This window comes from Chelativorans sp. M5D2P16 (assembly GCF_034427935.1).
Classification (GTDB): Bacteria; Pseudomonadota; Alphaproteobacteria; order Rhizobiales; family Rhizobiaceae; genus Chelativorans.
In genome coordinates, this window is sequence record NZ_JAXQNM010000030.1 from 145576 (window position 1) to 163857 (window position 18282).

The window sequence follows — 18282 nt, forward strand, 5'->3', positions numbered from 1 at the left end:
CGCCCCTTACCCTGATCGGGTAGCAGTCCACGGATGGCGAGAGGAACTATCATGAAGGTTCACGAGCTGAAAGGCGGTGGTGGAGTCCGGCTGCACGTCCGCGAATGGGGCGAGGAGACCGCGCCGTCGATCCTGTTTATTCACGGTTGGTCGCAGAGTCATCTGTGCTGGCAAAGGCAGTATGAAAGCGAACTGGCGGACGCGTTCCGTCTCGTGGCCCTCGACCTGCGCGGCCACGGCATGTCGCAGGCTCCGCTCGAACCGGACCACTACACCCAGCCCCGCTTGTGGGCGGACGACATCGCCGCGGTGATCGAGCAACTGGACCTTCACCGGCCCGTTCTCGTGGGCTGGTCCTATGGTGGCTTCATCGTCGGCGATTATCTGCGCGCCTACGGGACCGCCGAGATCGCGGGCATCAACTTCGTCGGCGCGGTGGTCACGCTGAACAAAGAGGCCCTTGGCACCTTGATCGGTCCCGGCTTCGTTGACAACGTCGTCGGCGCCACAAGCGACGATCTGCCCACCAACATCGAGGCGATCCGACGTTTCCTGCGCGCCAACACTTCCACGCCCTTGCCCGCGGATTTGTTCGAGACTGCGCTGGGCTGGAACATGGCCGTACCTGCCAAGGTACGGGCGGCGCTGGTTGCCCGCGAGATCGATTCCGATGATGTCCTGGCGGCGCTGACCGTGCCCGTCCTCGTGAGCCACGGGCACAAGGATCAGATCATCCTGCCGGCGATGGGCGAGCATATCGTGGCGACGTGCCCGCGCGCCGTCCCATCATGGTATCCGGACATCGGCCACATGACGTTCGTGGAGGAGGCGGACCGGTTCAACAGTGAACTGATGCAGTTTGCGCAAGACGCCCAGGAACGGCAGCCGTGACGCAGTAGACAATGGTACAATTATCGATCTAGACGGATCGCTGCAGCCGCGGCGGCGCGCGGTTGGAAGCTCTCCCCAACAAGATCATGCCTCGTCGGTCTCAAGGACGAAGCTGTCTGGCTTGACGTGATTGCTGATCATCGACCGGATGCTCGGATCGATCATCGGATCAGTATCGTCGTAAAGGCCGCACGTTTTCAGGGCCTTGCGCTGATCGATGGATCTTCCGAGATACTCCAGGAGGACGATCGATGCCGCAGGCTTGCGCCCGCGCAAGAGCGGCATTCCGGTCTGCACGCCTATCAGAAACGTCAGGCTCGTCCGGTAGCTCGGATAGAGGATCAGCTGGGTGATGCTGCTCTTGAGCAGCGTCTCGTATTCCAGCGCAAAGATGCGGTCGCCAAGCAGAAACAGCGCACCGGTGTATTTCGACGTCTTGACCCCGTAGCGGCCATCGAGCTTCAGCCGTTCGACGCTCCGCCAGTAGTAGCGCCCGTCCCTCTCGTAGATGGCAGCCAGGCATTTGATGATCTTGCCGGCATGGCCGAACGAATAGAAGTAGCGGAAATAGTAGCCGACATAGCGGCCGAGATCGCCCGATCCGCGGTAGAGCTCCTCGATATGCGTCAATATCTCAGTCGGCCCATCGCCAGCAATCGGCCGGCGCTTCAGCCCGGCGATCTCGGTGAAGCGTCGGTGATCGAGCAGAAGCTCGCTCTCGCTCACTCCGAAAAAATCGCAGATCCGGCGCATGTTACGGCGGGACGGCACCGTCTGACCGCTCAGATACTTGTTGAACTGCTGGCGGTTGATCCCGATGCGCCGGCAGACGGATGCGATCGAGGGATAGTAGCTGCACAGGAAAGCAAGATTGTCGGAGAGTGGATCGCGGAGCATGCATCTAATGCACTTGACGCTGAAATAGTGTCAAGTCGCGAAGGGTCGCGAAATTGCCTGAAAGGTTGAGCTGCCGCAGGGTGGCGCCGTCCATGAGAGGATTGCCGCACACAATGCGAACCGTAAACGAGTTTCCCCACGCGATCCGCGCGGTAGACCATTTCGAGATACCCATGCCCGACGGCTGCCGTCTGGCTGCGCGCATGTGGCTTCCGGCCGATGCCGAGCAGAACCCGGTTCCGGCAATCCTGGAATACATCCCCTACCGGAAGAACGACCTGACAGCCGCCCGCGACATCGTCATGCACCCTTACGTCGCCGGCCACGGTTACGCGGTCGTGCGGGTCGATTTGCGGGGCGCAGGCGATTCGGAAGGGCTGATGCGCGACGAGTATCTGCAGCAGGAGCTCGATGACGGGGCTGCCGTCATCGACTGGCTGTCACGCCAGCCCTGGTGCGACGGCAATTTGGGCATGATCGGCATCTCCTGGGGCGGTTTCAACGGTCTGCAGATCGCCGCAATGCGTCCGCCGGCACTCAAGGCTGTCATCAGTTGCGCCTCCACCGACGACCGTTATGCCGACGATGTGCACTACATGGGCGGCTGCCTGCTCATCGACAATCTTTCCTGGGCCTCGATCATGTTCGGGCGCAACACGCTGCCGCCCGACCCGCGCAACAAGCCGGATAGCTGGCGGGACCTCTGGCACCGCCGGCTGGAGGAAAGCGGACTGTGGCTGAAGAACTGGCTGGAGCACCAGCACCGGGACGAATTCTGGGAGCACGGCTCCGTCTGCGAGGACTATTCCGCCATCACCTGCCCGGTCTTCGCCGTCAGCGGCTGGGCCGACGGCTATTGCCGATCGGTCTTCCGCCTGATGGAGAACCTGCCGGGCCCGCGGATGGGACTGGTCGGTCCGTGGGCGCATACCTATCCACATATCGGCAGGCCCGGTCCGGCGATCGGTTTCCTGCAGGAAAGCCTGCGCTGGTGGGATCACTGGCTGAAAGGCCGCGATACCGGGATTATGGAAGAGCCGATGCTGCGCCTGTTCATGCAGGATCACGCGCCGCCACAGACTTCTTATGAGGTGCGCGCGGGGCGCTGGGTTGGCGAACCCGCCTGGCCTTCGCCGAATATCGAACGCCAGCCGTTCTTCCTTTCGGGAGGAGGGCGGTTGGCGCGGGAGAAGGGCGGCGAAGAGCCACCGGTCACGCTACGCTCGCCCCTATGGGTCGGGCTCCGCGGCGGCAAATGGTGCTCCTATGCCACGCCCGGCGATCAGCCGACGGACCAGCGCGCCGACGATGCCGGCAGCCTCGTCTACGAGACCGAGCCGCTGGAAAACGATCTGGAAATCGCCGGCGACGCGGTACTGGCACTGGCGTTTGAGAGCGACACACCCGTGGCTATGGTCGCTGTACGGCTCTCCGATGTATCGCCGGACGGAAGCGCCACCCGCGTCAGCTACGGGCTTTTGAACCTGACGCACCGGGACAGCCACGAGACCCCCGAAGCGCTGGTGCCGGGCAAGCGATACCGCGTGAACGTTCCGTTCAAGCATGTCGCCCAGCGTTTCTCCGCCGGCCACCGGATCCGGCTTGCGATCTCGACCAGCTATTTTCCCGTCGCCTGGCCCACGCCCGAGCCGGTGACGCTGACCGTTCACCCGTCGGATTGCCGCCTCGATCTCCCGAGGCGCAGCGCCGATCAGGACGACGGGGCACCTGTCGCTTTTGCCGGGCCCGACGGTGCCGCCCCACTCGAGACCGAGACGATCGTCAAGGCAGAGGAGGGCTGGACCCTCACCGAAGATCTCACGGATGGCACTACGGTGCTGACGATTCGCGACAGCGGGGGCACGTTCCGCATCATCGAAAACGATCTCACAATCACCTCCGACGGCACGGAACGCTATTCCTTCCGCGGTGGCGACTACGCGAGCCTCAGGGGCGAAATCGGCTGGACGTGGGAAATGTCGCGCGGCGACTGGCGGATCCGCAGCGTTACCGAGACCGTGCTGACCGCTTCGCCGTCGCATTTCCACATCGAGGCGCGATTGAAGGCGTGGGAGGGCGACAAACTGATCCAGGAACGGAAATGGGTGGAGGCAATCCCTCGGCAGCTTCTCTAGCATTCGCGAGTTGACGCATTATTGGCGTCGTAAGGCGTCGCAAGCGAAATTGACGATTCCGGGAACCCACCAAACAATGGGCCTCCGTTACTGGCGGACGGCGAGCGACAAAGGGCGATGCCACCTGGGAGAAAGGGGCCGCTCCATCAAAAAAGGGGAAGGCAATCATGACTGACGTGACAATGAGCCGTAGACAGCTCCTCAAGGTGGGCGCCGGGCTGGGCACCGGCGTCATCGCCTCCGGCCTGCCGCTGTCGCAGGCGGTATGGGCGGCGGAAGGCAAGGAACTCATCGCCCGCTCCTATGCGGACATCAACAAGCTCGATCCCGGCTTTTACCAGAACGCCTACAATGTCGACGTGATGAACTGCATCTACACAAAGCTCACCCGCTATGTGCCGGGCTCGGAGTGGGGCTGGGAACTGGAGGGGGCGGAATCCGTCGAGCAGGTCGACCCGACCCACATCCGCTTCCGTCTCAAGAAGGGTATCCAGTTCACCGGCGGCTACGGCGAGCTGACGGCAGAGGACGTGAAGTTCTCCTTCGAGCGGGTGATCGAGCACGATTCCCCGGTGAAGGGCGACTGGGGCCCGCTCGACCATGTGGAGATCGAGGACGACTATACCGGCGTCATCGTGCTGAAGAATCCGTTCGTGCCACTGTGGAATATCACGCTGCCCTACGGGTGCGGCCACATCGTTTCGAAGAAGGCGGTCATGGAGGCGACCGGCAATGGTGGTGATTTCGGCATGAATCCCCCCTGCTTCTCCGGTCCCTATGTGCTCGAGGAGTGGAAGCCGAACCAGTCGATCCTCCTGGCGCGCAACCCCGAATGGAAAGGGCCGAAGCCGGGCTTCGACCGGGTGCGCATCCTGCCGATCGGCGACGTCAAGACGGCGGAGCGCGCCTATCAGGCTGGCGATCTCGACTTCACCGACTTCAGTCTCGATTCGCTGGCGACGCTGAAGAGCAGCCCGCCGGCCGACACGACCATCGAGGAAAAGCCCTCGCTTTATTACGTCTATGTCGGCATGAACACGGATCATCCCAAGCTTCAGGACGTCAATGTCCGCAAGGCCATCCAGTGGGCGATCAACGTACCGCAGATCATGGACGCGGCCTATTCGGGACAGGCGGAAGTGGCCACCGGCCTCATCGCGCCCGGCCTTGTCGGTCACCGGGAAAAGGCCCTCGTCCCGCCGGAAGGCGATCTTGAAAAGGCGCGCGAATATCTCGCAAAGGCCGGCGTCGAGAACCTCACGCTGACCATCGATGCGCTCAACCAGAATACCTTCTCGACCATTGCCGAGATGGTGCAGGCGCAATTGTCGCAGATCGGCATCGCGGTCGAGGTGAACGTCCAGGATTCGGGCTCCTTCTGGACCATCGGGATGGAATCGGAGGGCGAGCGCTGGAAGGAGATGCAGTTGATCGTCCAGCGTTTCTCGATGGTGCCGGACCCCTATTACGCCACCACCTTCTTCGTGCGCGACCAAGTGGGGGTCTGGAACTGGGAGCGCTTCAAGAGCGAACGCTTCGACGAGCTCAACGATCTGGCGGTGGCGGTGGAAGACGACGAGGAGCGGGCCAAGCTCTACCATGAGATGCAGGACATCATGGAGGAGTCCGGCGCCTATCGCTTCCTTACGCATGAAGGCTCGCCGATCATGTACCGCGCCTCCAAGATGACGGCGGCAACGCGCCCGGACGGACGTCCGCTCTACATCGACTTCGACCCGGCTTCGAACTAGACCGCCGGGTCGGCTGGCATGTGGCTCTATGTCCTCAAGAGGATAGTGCTGGCGGCGGCGATCACGGTGATCGCCGTCACCCTTCTGTTCGTGATGATCCAGGCCGTCCCGGGCGATCCTGCCGCGGTACTTCTTGGTCCGCGGGCAACGCCCGAACTACGGGCGGAGCTTCATGAGCGGATGGGTCTCGATCAGCCGCTTCCCATGCAGGTGGTCATGTTCTTCGGCGGCCTGCTGCAGGGCGACCTCGGCTTTGATGTCTTCACCCAGCGTCCGGTCCGCAGCATCGTCTTTGAACAGCTTCCCTATACGATCGCGCTCATCCTGACCGCGATCGCCTGGTCGGTTCTCGTGGCGGTGCCGCTCGGCTGCTACTCGGCCATGCGGCGCAATTCGGTGATCGACAAGGTGGTGGGCGTGATGGCGGTGGCGACCATCGCCATCCCGTCCTTCGTCATGGCGATCTATGCGCTGTTGATTTTCGCCGTCTGGCTCAACTGGCTGCCTGCTATCGGCGCGGGCTCGGGCTTCTGGGGCGGGGTCACCCATCTCATCCTGCCGGCCTTTGTCGTCGGCATCGGCTGGGTGGGCTATCTCTCCCGCATCGTGCGCGCCTCGATGCTGGAGATCCTCGGCGAGAACCACGTGCGGATGGCGCGATCCTTCGGCCTGTCGGAAGGGCGCATCGTTGCCCGCTACGCCCTGCCGCTCGCCATCCTGCCGACCGTTACCATTCTCGGCGTCGGCATGGCGCATCTTCTCTCGGCGGCTGTCTTCGTCGAGGTGGTCTTCGCGCGGCCGGGCATCGGCACGCTGATCGTGCAGGCAGTGGATTCGCGCAATTACCCGATCGTCATGGGAACGGTGCTGGCCACGACCGTCCTCTTCGTCGTCTCCACCACCATCGCCGACTTCGTCAACGCGGCGCTCGATCCCAGAATCCGCGGGGACCTCTGACATGGCCGAAGGAACGCACGCGATCGCGATCGAAGAAGCAAGGTCCGGCGCACTCACCGGCTTCGCACGCCGCCTCGCCCGCAACCCGCTCGGGCTGTTCGGCGCGGTGCTCGTCGTGCTGATGGTGGCAAGCGCAGTTTTCGCGGATCTGATTGTGCCCTACGACCCGACCCAGATCATGGTGGGCCCGCGGCTTGCGCCGCCCTCGCTCGAATTCCTGATGGGCACCGACCAGCTTGGGCGCGATGTCTTCTCGCGCGTCATCACGGGCGGGCAGGTAGCGCTTCTCGTCTCGGCCACGGCACTGGGGACAGCGCTGTCGGTCGGGCTCTTGCTCGGGCTCGTGGCAGGCTTCGGTCCGCCCTGGCTCGACAACGCGCTGTTGCTCCTCTTCGACACGATCCGCTCCTTCCCGGTGATCATCTTCGCCCTGGCGGTCGTCACCCTGCTCGGGCCGAGCCTGGCGAGCGTGATCTTCGTCGTCGCGGTGACGACGGTACCGATCTATGCGCGCGTCGTGCGTACCCAGACGCATGCGCTGCGCAACAGCGAGTTCATAACCGCAGAGCGGGCAATGGGAGCCGGCGTGCCACGGATCCTCGGCATCCACATTCTGCCCAACGTCATCGGGCCGCTTCTGATCCTCGTGAGCATGGACGTGCCGCTCGTCATTACGCTGGAGGCGGGCCTGAGCTTCCTCGGCATGGGCGTGCGTCCGCCGACGCCCTCCTGGGGCACGATTCTCAATGACGGCTACGGTTACATCAACCAGTCGGTCTGGCCCGTCGTCTCGGGCGGCATTCCGATCGTACTCACCACGCTGGGTTTCACCTTCCTGGGCGAAGCGCTGCGGGACATCTTCGACCCCAAGCTGCGGAAAGAACTATGAGACCCGGTGAACCCGCCCAGCAAGTGGCGAGCAGCCGGCCGTCGCTCCTGGAAGTGGTGGATCTCGACCTCGCGTTCCAGACGCCGCGCGGCCGTGTTCTCGCCCTTCGCGACGTCAGCCTTGCGGTCCAGCCCGGCGAGATTGTCGGCGTCGTCGGCGAAAGCGGCTCGGGCAAGTCCACGCTTGCCTACACCGTGATGGGGCTGCTTGCGGAAAACGCCGAGGTGACGGGCGGTGCGATCCCCTTCGAAGGGCGCGACCTCCTGTCCATGACCGCAGAGAAAAGGCGGAGACTCCTCGGCAACCGCATGTCGATGATCTTTCAGGACCCGACGACCGCGCTCAACCCGGTGCGTTCCATCGAGAAGCAGATGATCGATATCCAGCACCACCAAGGTGGATCGCGGCGGGAAAAGCGGCGGCGTGCCATTGAGATGCTGGAGCGGGTCGGCATTCCCGATCCACAAAGTCGGATCGGCGGCTACGCGCACGAGTTCTCGGGCGGGATGCGCCAACGCATCTGCATCGCCATGGCGCTCCTGGTGAAGCCGGCGCTCCTGATAGCGGACGAGCCGACGACAGCGCTCGACGCCACGCTCGAGGTGCAGATCATCCATCTGTTGAAGGATCTGCAGCGGGAGATCGGCTGCTCCATCATTTTCGTCTCGCATCACCTGGGCACGGTCGCCGAACTCTGCGATCGCGTAGCCGTCATGTATGCCGGCGAGATGGTGGAATACGGGACGGTGCGGCAGATATTCCATCATCCCGGCCACCCCTACACGAAAGCGCTTCTCGAGTGCGATCCGGGGCGGATCAGGACGAAGACGCGGGTGCTGCCGACCATTCCCGGCGAGGTACCCAACCTTGTCGAACCGCCCTCCGGCTGCATCTTCCGCGAGCGTTGCCCCCATTCGTTCGACCGTTGCGTGACCGAAGTCCCGGCGCCGCGCGACCTCGCCCCGACCCAATGGGCGCGCTGTCATCTCCTGGACGATGCAGCGGAGGCGCCAGCATGAGCGCGCTTCTGTCCGTCAACGATCTCCGCGTTCGCTTTCGCGCCATGAGCCGTCTGAAAGCAATGGCCACCCGTGCAGAAGATCCATTCATCGATGCCGTCTGCGGCGTTTCCTTCGACATTTGCAAGGGCGAGACGCTGGGGCTGGTGGGCGAGAGCGGTTCAGGCAAGTCGACGATCGCCCGCACGCTCATGGGGCTCGTCTATGCGCAGGAAGGCTCGATCCGTTTCGACGGGCAGGAACTGACGGGCCTTATCGGCAGCGCCCGCAAGCCGTACCGCCGGCGCATGGCGATGATGTTCCAGGATCCCGTCGGGTCACTTTCGCCGCGCCTGACGGTGCGTTCGCTGCTAATGGAGCCGTTCCGCATACACGGGATCACCGGTCGCGATCCCGCCGCGGAAGCCGACCGGCTGCTCAAGATGGTCGGCCTCCCGGTCGAGTTCGGGCGCCGGTATCCGCACCAGCTTTCCGGCGGTCAGGCGCGCCGGGTGGGGGTGGCGCGGGCGCTTGCGCTCGAGCCGGATCTCATCATCGCCGACGAGCCGACGGCGGGCCTCGACGTTTCGGTGCAGGGGGAAGTACTCAACCTGCTGTCCCGCCTCCAGCGCGAGCTCGGCATCGCTATCCTCATCATCACGCACAATCTCAACGTCGTGCGTCACATGACCGATCGCATGGCGATCATGTATCTCGGCCGCTTTGTCGAGGTCGGTCCCACCGATGCGATTTTCGAGCGGCCGCGCCATCCCTATACCGAGGCGCTGCTCTCGGCCAATCCGGAGGCCGATCCCGACGCGGTGCTCGACCGGGTCGAGATCAGCGGCGAGGTGCCGAGCCTGATGATGCGGCCTTCAGGCTGCGAGTTCCACACGCGCTGCCGCTACGCCCAGGACATCTGCGGCCGCGTCTTCCCCCAGCCGACGGCGGATGGGGGCGAGGATGGTTCACATGTCTTCAAATGTCATTTTCCGCTTCCCGCCTAACGCATCATCCAACCGGAGCTCTTCATGCCTCGCGAAGTGATCGACGTGCCGCTTTCCGGCGGAACGCCCGGCAATCGAACTGCCGTGCGTATGTTGCGTTACGGGGCGCCCGAAGCACGCCCCAAGGCGTACATCCACGCCGCCCTTCACGCCGACGAGGCACCGGGGCTGCTTGTTGCCCATCATCTGGCCGAAAAGCTCGACGAAGCTGATGCGCGCGGCGAGATCACCGGACAGATCGTCCTCGTCCCTGCCGCCAATCCGCTCGGCCTCGCACAATATATCAACGGCGACCATCTGGGCCGCTACGACCTGCCGAGCGGTCGCAATTTCAATCGCAACTGGCCGGCGCTGGGGGATGATATCGTTCAACGGGTCGGCGGGCGGCTGACAGACGATGCGGGCCCCAATCGCGCCGTGATCCGTGCGGCGATCCGCGAGCTTATCGACGAGCACCCGCAGGCGACGCCGATCGACTCCCTTCAGGCCATACTTTCCCGGGAAGCTTATGACTCCGACCTTGTGCTGGATCTCCATTGCGACGACGAGGGTCTGATGCACCTCTTTGTCCATCCGGAGATCTGGCCGGAGGTGAGGGATCTTGCAGCCGAGCTTGGTTGCCACGCCGTGTTCTCCCAGGCGCGGTCGGGCGGCTCTACCTTCGCGGAAGCGGGCGTGGAGCCGTGGCTGCGGCTTGCGGAGGCGTTTCCTGATCGCTCCATCCCCATTGGCTGCCAGGCCATCACGCTGGAATTGCGCGGCTTCATCGACATAGGCGACGAGATCGCCCGGGCCGATGCTTCGGCGCTGATCAACGTCCTGCGCCGGCGACGGTATCTCTCCGGAGATGCCGATGCCGCTCCGGAACCATTGTGCGAACTCAGTGGATTCGACGCCTGCGACATCGTTCGGGCTCCGCAGTTCGGCGTCATCGTCTATCACGCGGGACTCGGGGAAAGGGTAAAACGCGGGCAGCCCATTGCAGATATTGTCAGCCCACCGGCGGCCGGTAGCGAGGAACGGATCACGCTCCACGCGGGCACCGATGGGCTTGTGGTCACCAGACGGCTGAAAAAGCTGGTCGCGGCCAATCAGGTGATTGCGAAGATCGCCGGCGTCGTTCCGCTGAAACACCGAAGGGGCTACCTCCTGGAGGATTAGTCGTCATACCTGGAATGCACTCTTTCTGCTATCAAACGGGCAGGGCGCGCGCGCCATGCCCGGTTTCCTTCAGGTGCTTGAATGCACTCATGGCGTTCTCGGCGCCGGGAGAGATCACGGGCGTCGAGTGAAAGATGGCGGTCGCGTTCCGGTATGCGTCGGCGGATCGGCGATCGGCTCGCCGGAATAGTGCCGGCCCCAACTCACCGCCAGCCAGCCGTAGTTGCGGCCGGCCTCGGGAAGATGAGCTCATCACCGCCCCAAGTCCGAACTCATGGAGCAAGCCGAAAAAGGGATTGCCCTATTCGATTACGAGATCGTCGCGCCTCTTGCGCTTTTCCGCGTCGATGACCGGCTCACGCCCGCCGCGCAGGATGGAGTTTCCGGCATAGAGCGTGCGCTGGTCGATCTCCGGCGGGCTCAGCCAGTCCTCCTCGCGGTCTGGCCGCTCTTGCCGTAGACTTCCAGCGCGTTGGCGTAGCAGACGCGCTTGACCGTCTTCTCGGGGATGCCGCTTTCGAGCGCCAGCCGCGCGGTCTTGGGCACGCCCAGCGAATCCGAGATGCCCCAGTCGCAGGCCGAATCCACGATGATGCGCTCACCGCCATATTGCTTGAGGAGTTCAACCATGCGGCGGTTGCCCATCTTGGTGGAGGGATAGATGGAGAAGCCGGCCCAGAAGTCGCGCTGCAGCGTCTCGGCGACGGTCTCCTCGTTGTTGTGGTCGATCACGACACGGGAAGGATCGAGGCCGTGTTCCCTCGATGACGTCCAAGGAACGCGTGGTGCCGCGCTTCTTGTCGCGGTGGGGCGTGTGGATCATCACGGGCAACTCAAGCTCCTTGGCGAGCTCGAGTTGCGCGCGGAAATAGTGGTCCTCGAGGTCCGTCTGCTCGTCGTAGCCGATCTCGCCAATCGCCACCACGCCCTCCTTCAGCGCGAAGCGGGGCAGCCATTCCATCACGCCCTCGGCAAGCTCCTCGTTGTTGGCCTCCTTGGAGTTGAGGCCGACGGTACAATAGTGCCGGATGCCGAACTGGCCCGCGCGGAAGCGCTCCCAGCCGACGATGGACGAAAGATAATCGACATAGGTGCCGGTGAAGGTTCGCGGCTGGCCGATCCGACCACGGATGCGTAAAAATTCAACAGCCCTCACTCTCCTCTTGCTCCGTCGCGGGGAGGAGGCAGAGATGTACCCCGCCTGCTTGCAGCGACCGCGGTTCCGTTGGTGTCGGAATCCTGGTCCGAGGCCGCAACGACTTGCCAAAGCGTTCCGGGCGGGTTCTCTTGCGGTAGCGGACCGCCGTAGTTGCAGTTGCAGGACGTCACGTAGAGATTGCCGTCCGCATCCGTCCCGCCGCCGGTAAGCTGCACGCCGGAGGCAAGGAGTTCCTGAAACACCCACTGGTCGTCCTCACCGCGCGCCAGGCCCCAGATCGTGCCGGCGCAGTAGTCGCCGGCGAGATAGACACCGTCGAGGTCCTCGATCTCTCCGCCGCGATAGACGCCGAGCCCGATCGCGGAGCAGCCTTGCTCATGATCGTATTCGGCGACGGGAAGGACGCCGACCTGCGGACATTCCTCCTGTTCGATCGGGAAGCAGTGGGTTCCCATGAGGAAGTCCCAGCCGTAGTTTTCGCCGCCCTGGCTGTCAGCCGGCTGGAAGTTGATCTCCTCCCAATGGTTCTGGCCCACTTCGGCGATATAGAGACCACCGGTTTCAGGATTGCGGCCGGTGCCGTCCTTCGCGCTCACGACGTTGACCGGATCGATGAAATCGCCGGTTACTTCCCTGAGCTCGATCGAGGGGCCGCCCGGGAGGGTTCCGCTCTCACCGGGGCGGGCGACGCTGATGGTGTCCTGCCAGGACGGCCCGGTCTGCTGGTCAGCGCCCTGATCCTGCGCGTGGGCGGCTGCCACCAGGACGGCCGAGAAAAGGCGATGCTAGGCAATCGTTGCACGATTTCCTCCCCAAGTGTGTGCAAGGCCTCCATGAGGCCAGGCGCGATTGCGTCGATGATGCCGGCGGGAGGGCAGGGGGCATGGGCGCCGGCCCGTTCCGCCGACCTCCGAACAGCCTGGGCGCCACATGGTCCCGAAGCGGAAACGTAAAAAGCTTCGCGAAATCGGCCGATGTATGCATCGCCGCAGCGCACGGTCTGCGTACAACTTCTCGAGCCCCTGCGGCGCAGTTATTGACCTGGCTAGGCCACCTTTTGGTGTGCGCCCCGGCGGGAAACCGCACCACTACATTTCGGAGCTGCTCCAGGCCTCAGCCGGCACCCTCGGCTGCCATGGGACCGCGCCGCAATAATTCGCCCTGGGGCGCTGGACAGAGCAAATTCTCATGCTATAACCCACGCGCTTTCGGCGGTCCTCACCCGTCGGCCCCATGCGGGCGGCAATCCGCCGGCAGGGCCAGGCCCAGGTAGCTCAGTTGGTAGAGCAGCGGACTGAAAATCCGCGTGTCGGTGGTTCGATTCCGCCCCTGGGCACCATCCTTTCTTCTCCCGACATTCCTTTTCGCCGAACCTTCTACGCAGAAATCTCTGCAAGCAACTGAATTTACTTGCTTTTCAAGCGTCTTCGGCGCGCCTGGGCGTGTTTCGGCTGGCTTGAACGAACTTGATCCAACAAGGCGGAGGGGTGGTATTTCCGTTGGTAGTTGGCATCCTGATGGTATCGCAGCCAGCCAACAGGAGGTTCCGAAAATGGCCCTCTCCGACATGAAATGCCGAAACGCCCGACCCGCTTCCAAGCTTCGGAAGCTGTCCGATGGCGGGGGACTCCAGCTATGGGTGCAGCCCACCGGATCACGGCTATGGCGCCTCGCATACCGGTTCGACGGCAAGCAGAAGCTATTGGCACTGGGCAGCTATCCTCTCATTTCTCTCGCCGAGGCTCGTCAGGCGCGTGATGACGCCAAGCGCCTGCTCCTGGCCGGCATCGACCCCGCGCAGGAACGCAAATCCCGCAAGGTCGGCGCGGCGAAGGACACCTTCCGCTCGATCGCGCAGGAGTACGTCGACAAACTGAAGAAGGAGGGGCGTGCCGACGCAACAATCACCAAGGTCAAATGGCTGCTCGACTTCGCCTATCCGACGATCGGCGACAAGTGCATTCGGGAGATCGATGCGGCGACAATCCTTACAGCCCTTCGGGGCGTGGAGGTACGCGGTCGGTACGAATCGGCGAGGCGCCTGCGGTCGACGATCGGCAGCGTCTTTCGGTACGCGATCGCGACCGCGCGCGCCGACATGGACCCGACATCCGCACTGAGGGATGCACTCATCAGACCGACGGTCACGCCGCGTGCCGCGATCACCGATCCAAAGACCTTGGGCGGCTTGCTGCGCGCGATCGACACATTCGACGGACAGCCTGCAACGCGTGCGGCCCTGAAGCTGATGGCCCTCCTGTTTCCCCGTCCCGGGGAGCTGCGCGCCGCCGCGTGGGAGGAGTTCGACCTCGGCAATGCGCTGTGGACCATCCCGGAAGAACGCACAAAGATGCGAAGGGCGCACCGGGTCCCGCTGCCGAGGCAAGCTGTCAGCATCCTCACCGAGCTCAGAGAAATCTCCGGTGCCGGAACGCTGCTGTTCCCAAGCGTCCGATCGGCTTCCCGGCCAATTTCCGACAATACGCTCAACGCTGCCCTGCGTCGCATGGGGTATAGCAAGGAGGAGGCGACGGCGCATGGCTTCCGGGCAACTGCGTCAACTTTGCTGAACGAATGCGGCAAGTGGCATCCAGATGCTATCGAGCGACAGTTGGCCCATATCGAAAACAACGACGTCCGGCGCGCCTATGCCCGCGCGGAGCACTGGGAGGAGCGGGTCAGGATGATGCAATGGTGGGCGGATTATTTGGAAGAGATTAGGTGCCAGGATAGAAGGATAATACGCGAGGCAGGAGCTTTCCGGGCGAACACGGCTACTGACATGTAAGATTCAGCATATAACCTGATAGCGAATAGTCACTGATACGTCAGTCTGGCGCCACTCGATTCATGTCCAGGAGACGTTCAAGGATGTCGAGATCTGTTGCCACCGCCGGTAGTTCGATTGCCGCGAGCAGGGCTTCGTCAATCGCTTGCAGAAGCGTGCCAGGTTTGCGCTCGTGCCCAGACGCTCCTCTTTCCTCCATCACGCGACCAGAAACGAAATCGTCCCGGTCAAATGTGGCAAGCAATTTGGCAAAGCGACTGTTAAATTTCCCATGCAATAGCTGCAGAGGTCCGTCCGACGGCCGCTGGAGATGAAACAGCCCTGGCACCGGAAATGTCTCAAACGTACCGCTTACAGAAAAACGAGACATCCAGCTGGTCGATCTCGACATGGTCGCGCGAGCCCAGACGGCAAACACGCGGGATGTGAGAAGCGCCGGGACCGAACTATCGCCGTCAATAAAGAAGAAGCGTTGCGAAGGAACTTCGTTCGGCCCGATTTCTCCAATCGAGACCGGAATGACACCATCATCAATGATGAACCGCCTGGCTCCACCGGACGGCCTCGACCAAGCGTTCTGGAGATCAGACAAACGTTTGGCCGCACCAGACCGCAGCGGGTCACGGCGGGAGAGCCGGTTGAGAAGACGTGTTGCGGCAATATCGCCTTGCTCAAACGCATCCCGAATTTCACGGAGAGGTAACACGCAATCGAGATCGGATCGGCGAAGCGCATCGGTATCGGTCCTGATAGATGACCTGTATCGTCGTGCTCGCGTGACCAAGTGTGCGTCTCCGTCCACTGCACGCCATTCCTCAAAGTCGTCGAATCCGAACCGAACCACATCCCGCGGGTCGATTCCGCGTGTGGCAAGTCCGCGGTTCCCCTTCAGACGACGGACGTTCGGCAGAAGCACCTCTCGCGGCAGAAGAGGCAGTTCGACGCTTCGATCGCCATCCAGAACGTCGCGGATCGTCTCCCTGTCTGTATACCGGACAACTGCCCAGCCGTGCGCTCCAGCAGTTCGGACCGCATTAAGCGAAGGTGTTTCCGATGTTAGAAGTGCGCCGGCGAGGTCCGGCCGGCGCAACGCAAACCCGGCGCTCGATTCCGGATATGCGAGTTCGCCCAGAATGGCCGATGGAACATTCTGCTGGCCGGGTTGAGACATCAGACTTTGCTCATCCGCGACGTTTTCAAGCACAGCGCGGGCAAAATCTTCGAAATGAGGACGTCGATCCCGGACTTCCACAACTCCTCTAACGTGCGATGACGGAGCCCGATCGCACATCCGCGCAGCAAACTCGAGCTTGGTTAGAGTCCGGCCGTACGAACCCGGATCAGCGCGCGAAGCCCATGTTGTTTCGGAGGCCATTGAGGGCATGGGGAACAATGCAGGGGAGTGATCCGCTTTACCATGTCGACCACCCTGTATTGCGAAAGTCATCAATGTGTCTCGATGACCAGCGCGCCTGGAGGTCAAGTGCTGCACAATCGGAGTCAGTCCGACGCACAAAACGGCGGCGCCGACGACGATGTCAGCTATTCGCCTGTCGAGCGCCCTGCGTGGATTGCCGGACCAGAATGGAGAACGTGCGATCGACGTATCTACAACAGTGTGAAATTTTAGACTGCCAATCCTGGGTTGCTCGCCAGCTTCCGCGAGAGCCTGGGAAGGTCCCTGGACGGGCAGTGCAGGAGCAAGCAAGGTCACACCACGTGCCTCCATGCCAACACGCTCGACGAAACCGAAGAGGTGCTCCGCGCCTTCGTGCAGGTCGTCGTCTGCCAAACATACGATAACCGCGTAGCCTGCCAGCGATTCCAGCACTGAAAGATCATCAACGATGTCGATCGACGGACGATCTGTCTTCTCTTTGCCAAGCTTCGCACCATGATTCATGCGCCGGATCTCGTGCGGCACCGCGTCTTCCAACCATTCCGGCAGCCATTCCGGCGGCGAAAGATGACGAGCTATTTCTCGAGCTCGACGCCCCGAGACCAAAATCAGAATGTTGATGTCATGCAAACCCGACCATGATGCCGCGGTGGCTGCGCTTTCCGCGAGGACTTCCGCACTCGCTGCCCCCTCGGTTTGGCTATGTGATGGCTCGATTTGCGTGTCCAGAAGCTCGCCCAGAGCCGCCAGCTCTGCTGCCACGTCGTCGAGCTGGTTCGCCCTCGCAAACGCATGTCGCGTCGTCGCGGAAAGGCAGATCGAGAATGTTGCAGGTGACGTCTGCGATACTTCAACTGACGACTTGAGGTCCTTGACTGTCCTCTGCGGAAGGCTGGCGGCGGCGGCAAGCCGCCTGAGTCGGAGAACAGCCTGTTCCCGGATAAGCGTATCACGCCGCCAAGTTTCGGCTTTCTCGACACCGTAGCGCAATCTCATGAAGTCGAAAGCTCCCTTCGCCAGACAGGCCGCTGCTTCCGGTTCTGCAGAAAGGGCCAGATCCAGGAGCGTCAGAGGTGCTTTCTCCGAGATATCACTTCGGAATGGTGCAACAGCATTCCATACGGCGTCGGCCGTCCCAACGTTCGTTACGCCGTCCCACAGAAAGACATCCAGCCATTGATCACCGATGGCCGCTCGCCGGTGCATTTCAGGAGGAAGCCGGCGAATCTCGTCTGACTCAAAAAGCTCGAAAGCCGTGATCAGACCATCATGGTCGCCGTCGATCGAACAGACTGCCGTGTACCATGCATTCGGTTGAGGTCCGCTCGCGAAGCATGGCAACGCAAAGCCGTGCTCCGTCAAGGGAACATAGCCAACGAGCAGAAGCTCCGACAATCCAGCGCCGGTCATAGATAACCTTTCCCTTTGAACCAGGCACGTGCGACTCGCGAAATCTCGTCCTGAAACTCATTGGGAGCGGTGTTCGGCTGCCAGTCATAAATGTCCCATTCGATCTTCTGTGCCTTGAGACGATCCATGAAGTCCGAATTGGAGCCTGAAGCATCCTCCAGATACTGCTTTGGCAGAATGGCGAGTTTCACATTCCCCTTCAGAGCAACGTCCTGGCTGCTGGCAATCTCGATAGCCGATGCTCTTTTGTCAGGCTGATTGCTTCCGCTTCTCGCTAGCCGGGTAATGTCAATGAAGCTGCGCGTCACTGTTTCGTGCTGCGGGACGTCATGCAGAACGTCCGTTCGGATCTCGCCGTCGAAATATGCCTCCAGACTGCCAAAAGCCCAGCCAATCTGGCCTGCAACGGCAGCATGTTCTGGCGCCAGCTCGTAATCCTCCAGGAAAACATAAGGATCGGCATGCTCGCCGAAAATTCCGTTCGCCGCGCCCCCGGTGTCGAACGGATAGACGTGATACGGAGGCGCGACCGCCGTCGGTTCAGCGACAAACACAAATGGGAATCTATTGATCTGGTGTGATTTCGCATCCCCGCCCCTGAGGCGGTATGCCGGCCGCATAATAAAGAAGTAGAGAAGCCTCTTGTTGAAAACAGTGCAGTGTCTGGTCTCAAGCTTGCCGCTCTTGAGGATTTCTCTCGCTACGCCAACGGCCGTGACATGAACCAGCGGCAGCTTCTCAGGAATGCCGTCAGGCCGCGCCCGCGCCCGCAACTGGCGTTCGGCTGCTGTTCCATTGCGCCGTGCCATCCTGGATAGAGCCGTTCCCTCGCTCATTGAA

The 18282-nt window shown here is 62.3% G+C and carries 16 protein-coding genes and 1 tRNA gene; 10 read left to right on the forward strand and 7 right to left on the reverse strand.

What is annotated here, in order from left to right; translation table 11 throughout:
* Positions 1-51: 51 nt before the first annotated feature.
* Positions 52-891 (forward strand): alpha/beta hydrolase, encoded by an 840-nt coding sequence (locus SIN08_RS15340; protein WP_322452475.1) that lies wholly within the window; start codon positions 52-54, stop codon positions 889-891.
* Between the two features lie 84 nt (positions 892-975).
* Here SIN08_RS15340 and SIN08_RS15345 read toward each other — a convergent pair whose 3' ends face one another.
* Positions 976-1788, reverse strand: coding sequence for a helix-turn-helix transcriptional regulator (locus SIN08_RS15345; RefSeq protein ID WP_322452476.1), 813 nt, complete (start codon positions 1786-1788; stop codon positions 976-978).
* A 113-nt stretch (positions 1789-1901) separates the two neighbouring features.
* On the opposite strand from SIN08_RS15345, the gene SIN08_RS15350 reads away from it, so the two are divergent.
* The 7 genes from SIN08_RS15350 to SIN08_RS15380 all read left to right on the forward strand — a co-directional run bounded on the left by SIN08_RS15350 (position 1902) and on the right by SIN08_RS15380 (position 10686).
* Positions 1902-3923 carry a CocE/NonD family hydrolase gene (locus SIN08_RS15350; protein ID WP_322452477.1) on the forward strand — a complete coding sequence of 674 codons (2022 nt, stop codon included), beginning with the start codon at positions 1902-1904 and terminating at the stop codon, positions 3921-3923.
* 167 nt (positions 3924-4090) lie between these two features.
* On the forward strand, positions 4091-5674 hold the full coding sequence (locus SIN08_RS15355; RefSeq protein WP_322452478.1) for an ABC transporter substrate-binding protein: 1584 nt from the start codon (positions 4091-4093) through the stop codon (positions 5672-5674).
* An 18-nt stretch (positions 5675-5692) separates the two neighbouring features.
* Positions 5693-6631 (forward strand): ABC transporter permease, encoded by a 939-nt coding sequence (locus SIN08_RS15360; protein ID WP_322452479.1) that lies wholly within the window; start codon positions 5693-5695, stop codon positions 6629-6631.
* A 1-nt stretch (position 6632) separates the two neighbouring features.
* Entirely contained in the window at positions 6633-7520 is an 888-nt protein-coding gene (locus SIN08_RS15365; protein ID WP_322452480.1) for an ABC transporter permease, read from the forward strand.
* Positions 7517-8539 carry an ABC transporter ATP-binding protein gene (locus SIN08_RS15370; RefSeq protein WP_322452481.1) on the forward strand — a complete coding sequence of 341 codons (1023 nt, stop codon included), beginning with the start codon at positions 7517-7519 and terminating at the stop codon, positions 8537-8539. Before SIN08_RS15365 ends, SIN08_RS15370 begins: the two co-directional genes overlap by 4 nt.
* Complete coding sequence (locus tag SIN08_RS15375; protein WP_322452482.1) at positions 8536-9525, forward strand: ABC transporter ATP-binding protein; 990 nt, start codon at positions 8536-8538, stop codon at positions 9523-9525. Before SIN08_RS15370 ends, SIN08_RS15375 begins: the two co-directional genes overlap by 4 nt.
* 24 nt (positions 9526-9549) lie before the next feature.
* Positions 9550-10686, forward strand: coding sequence for a succinylglutamate desuccinylase/aspartoacylase family protein (locus tag SIN08_RS15380; protein ID WP_322452483.1), 1137 nt, complete (start codon positions 9550-9552; stop codon positions 10684-10686).
* A 114-nt stretch (positions 10687-10800) separates the two neighbouring features.
* On the opposite strand, the gene SIN08_RS23670 is transcribed toward SIN08_RS15380, so the two are convergent.
* The 4 genes from SIN08_RS23670 to SIN08_RS15395 form a co-directional block, all read right to left on the reverse strand.
* The gene (locus SIN08_RS23670; RefSeq protein ID WP_416208081.1) at positions 10801-10893 is read right to left on the reverse strand and encodes a hypothetical protein; all 93 of its coding nucleotides are present in this window, start codon (positions 10891-10893) and stop codon (positions 10801-10803) included.
* A 213-nt stretch (positions 10894-11106) separates the two neighbouring features.
* Positions 11107-11316 (reverse strand): hypothetical protein, encoded by a 210-nt coding sequence (locus SIN08_RS15385; RefSeq protein WP_322452484.1) that lies wholly within the window; start codon positions 11314-11316, stop codon positions 11107-11109.
* Positions 11309-11842: a TatD family hydrolase gene (locus SIN08_RS15390; RefSeq protein WP_322452485.1), complete on the reverse strand. Its 534-nt coding sequence runs from the start codon at positions 11840-11842 to the stop codon at positions 11309-11311. Before SIN08_RS15390 ends, SIN08_RS15385 begins: the two co-directional genes overlap by 8 nt.
* Positions 11839-12606, reverse strand: coding sequence for a hypothetical protein (locus tag SIN08_RS15395; protein ID WP_322452486.1), 768 nt, complete (start codon positions 12604-12606; stop codon positions 11839-11841). The genes SIN08_RS15390 and SIN08_RS15395 overlap by 4 nt, the downstream gene beginning before the upstream one ends.
* A gap of 502 nt (positions 12607-13108) precedes the next feature.
* On the opposite strand from SIN08_RS15395, the gene SIN08_RS15400 reads away from it, so the two are divergent.
* A tRNA-Phe gene (locus tag SIN08_RS15400) sits at positions 13109-13184 on the forward strand.
* 213 nt (positions 13185-13397) lie between these two features.
* Positions 13398-14633: a tyrosine-type recombinase/integrase gene (locus SIN08_RS15405; protein ID WP_322452487.1), complete on the forward strand. Its 1236-nt coding sequence runs from the start codon at positions 13398-13400 to the stop codon at positions 14631-14633.
* A 40-nt stretch (positions 14634-14673) separates the two neighbouring features.
* On the opposite strand, the gene SIN08_RS15410 is transcribed toward SIN08_RS15405, so the two are convergent.
* Positions 14674-17442, reverse strand: coding sequence for a hypothetical protein (locus SIN08_RS15410; RefSeq protein WP_322452488.1), 2769 nt, complete (start codon positions 17440-17442; stop codon positions 14674-14676).
* Positions 17439-18278 carry a hypothetical protein gene (locus SIN08_RS15415; RefSeq protein ID WP_322452489.1) on the reverse strand — a complete coding sequence of 280 codons (840 nt, stop codon included), beginning with the start codon at positions 18276-18278 and terminating at the stop codon, positions 17439-17441. Before SIN08_RS15415 ends, SIN08_RS15410 begins: the two co-directional genes overlap by 4 nt.
* Positions 18279-18282: the final 4 nt, after the last annotated feature.

What these genes read in the sequence shown, in the direction of transcription:
- SIN08_RS15340 (WP_322452475.1), top strand. Translation starts at nt 52, where the DNA reads ATGAAGGTTCACGAGCTGAAAGGCGGTGGTGGAGTCCGGCTGCACGTC.
- SIN08_RS15345 (WP_322452476.1), bottom strand. Translation starts at nt 1,788, where the DNA reads ATGCTCCGCGATCCACTCTCCGACAATCTTGCTTTCCTGTGCAGCTAC.
- SIN08_RS15350 (WP_322452477.1), top strand. Translation starts at nt 1,902, where the DNA reads ATGCGAACCGTAAACGAGTTTCCCCACGCGATCCGCGCGGTAGACCAT.
- SIN08_RS15355 (WP_322452478.1), top strand. Translation starts at nt 4,091, where the DNA reads ATGACTGACGTGACAATGAGCCGTAGACAGCTCCTCAAGGTGGGCGCC.
- SIN08_RS15360 (WP_322452479.1), top strand. Translation starts at nt 5,693, where the DNA reads ATGTGGCTCTATGTCCTCAAGAGGATAGTGCTGGCGGCGGCGATCACG.
- SIN08_RS15365 (WP_322452480.1), top strand. Translation starts at nt 6,633, where the DNA reads ATGGCCGAAGGAACGCACGCGATCGCGATCGAAGAAGCAAGGTCCGGC.
- SIN08_RS15370 (WP_322452481.1), top strand. Translation starts at nt 7,517, where the DNA reads ATGAGACCCGGTGAACCCGCCCAGCAAGTGGCGAGCAGCCGGCCGTCG.
- SIN08_RS15375 (WP_322452482.1), top strand. Translation starts at nt 8,536, where the DNA reads ATGAGCGCGCTTCTGTCCGTCAACGATCTCCGCGTTCGCTTTCGCGCC.
- SIN08_RS15380 (WP_322452483.1), top strand. Translation starts at nt 9,550, where the DNA reads ATGCCTCGCGAAGTGATCGACGTGCCGCTTTCCGGCGGAACGCCCGGC.
- SIN08_RS15385 (WP_322452484.1), bottom strand. Translation starts at nt 11,316, where the DNA reads ATGGTTGAACTCCTCAAGCAATATGGCGGTGAGCGCATCATCGTGGAT.
- SIN08_RS15405 (WP_322452487.1), top strand. Translation starts at nt 13,398, where the DNA reads ATGGCCCTCTCCGACATGAAATGCCGAAACGCCCGACCCGCTTCCAAG.
- SIN08_RS15410 (WP_322452488.1), bottom strand. Translation starts at nt 17,442, where the DNA reads ATGACCGGCGCTGGATTGTCGGAGCTTCTGCTCGTTGGCTATGTTCCC.
- SIN08_RS15415 (WP_322452489.1), bottom strand. Translation starts at nt 18,278, where the DNA reads ATGAGCGAGGGAACGGCTCTATCCAGGATGGCACGGCGCAATGGAACA.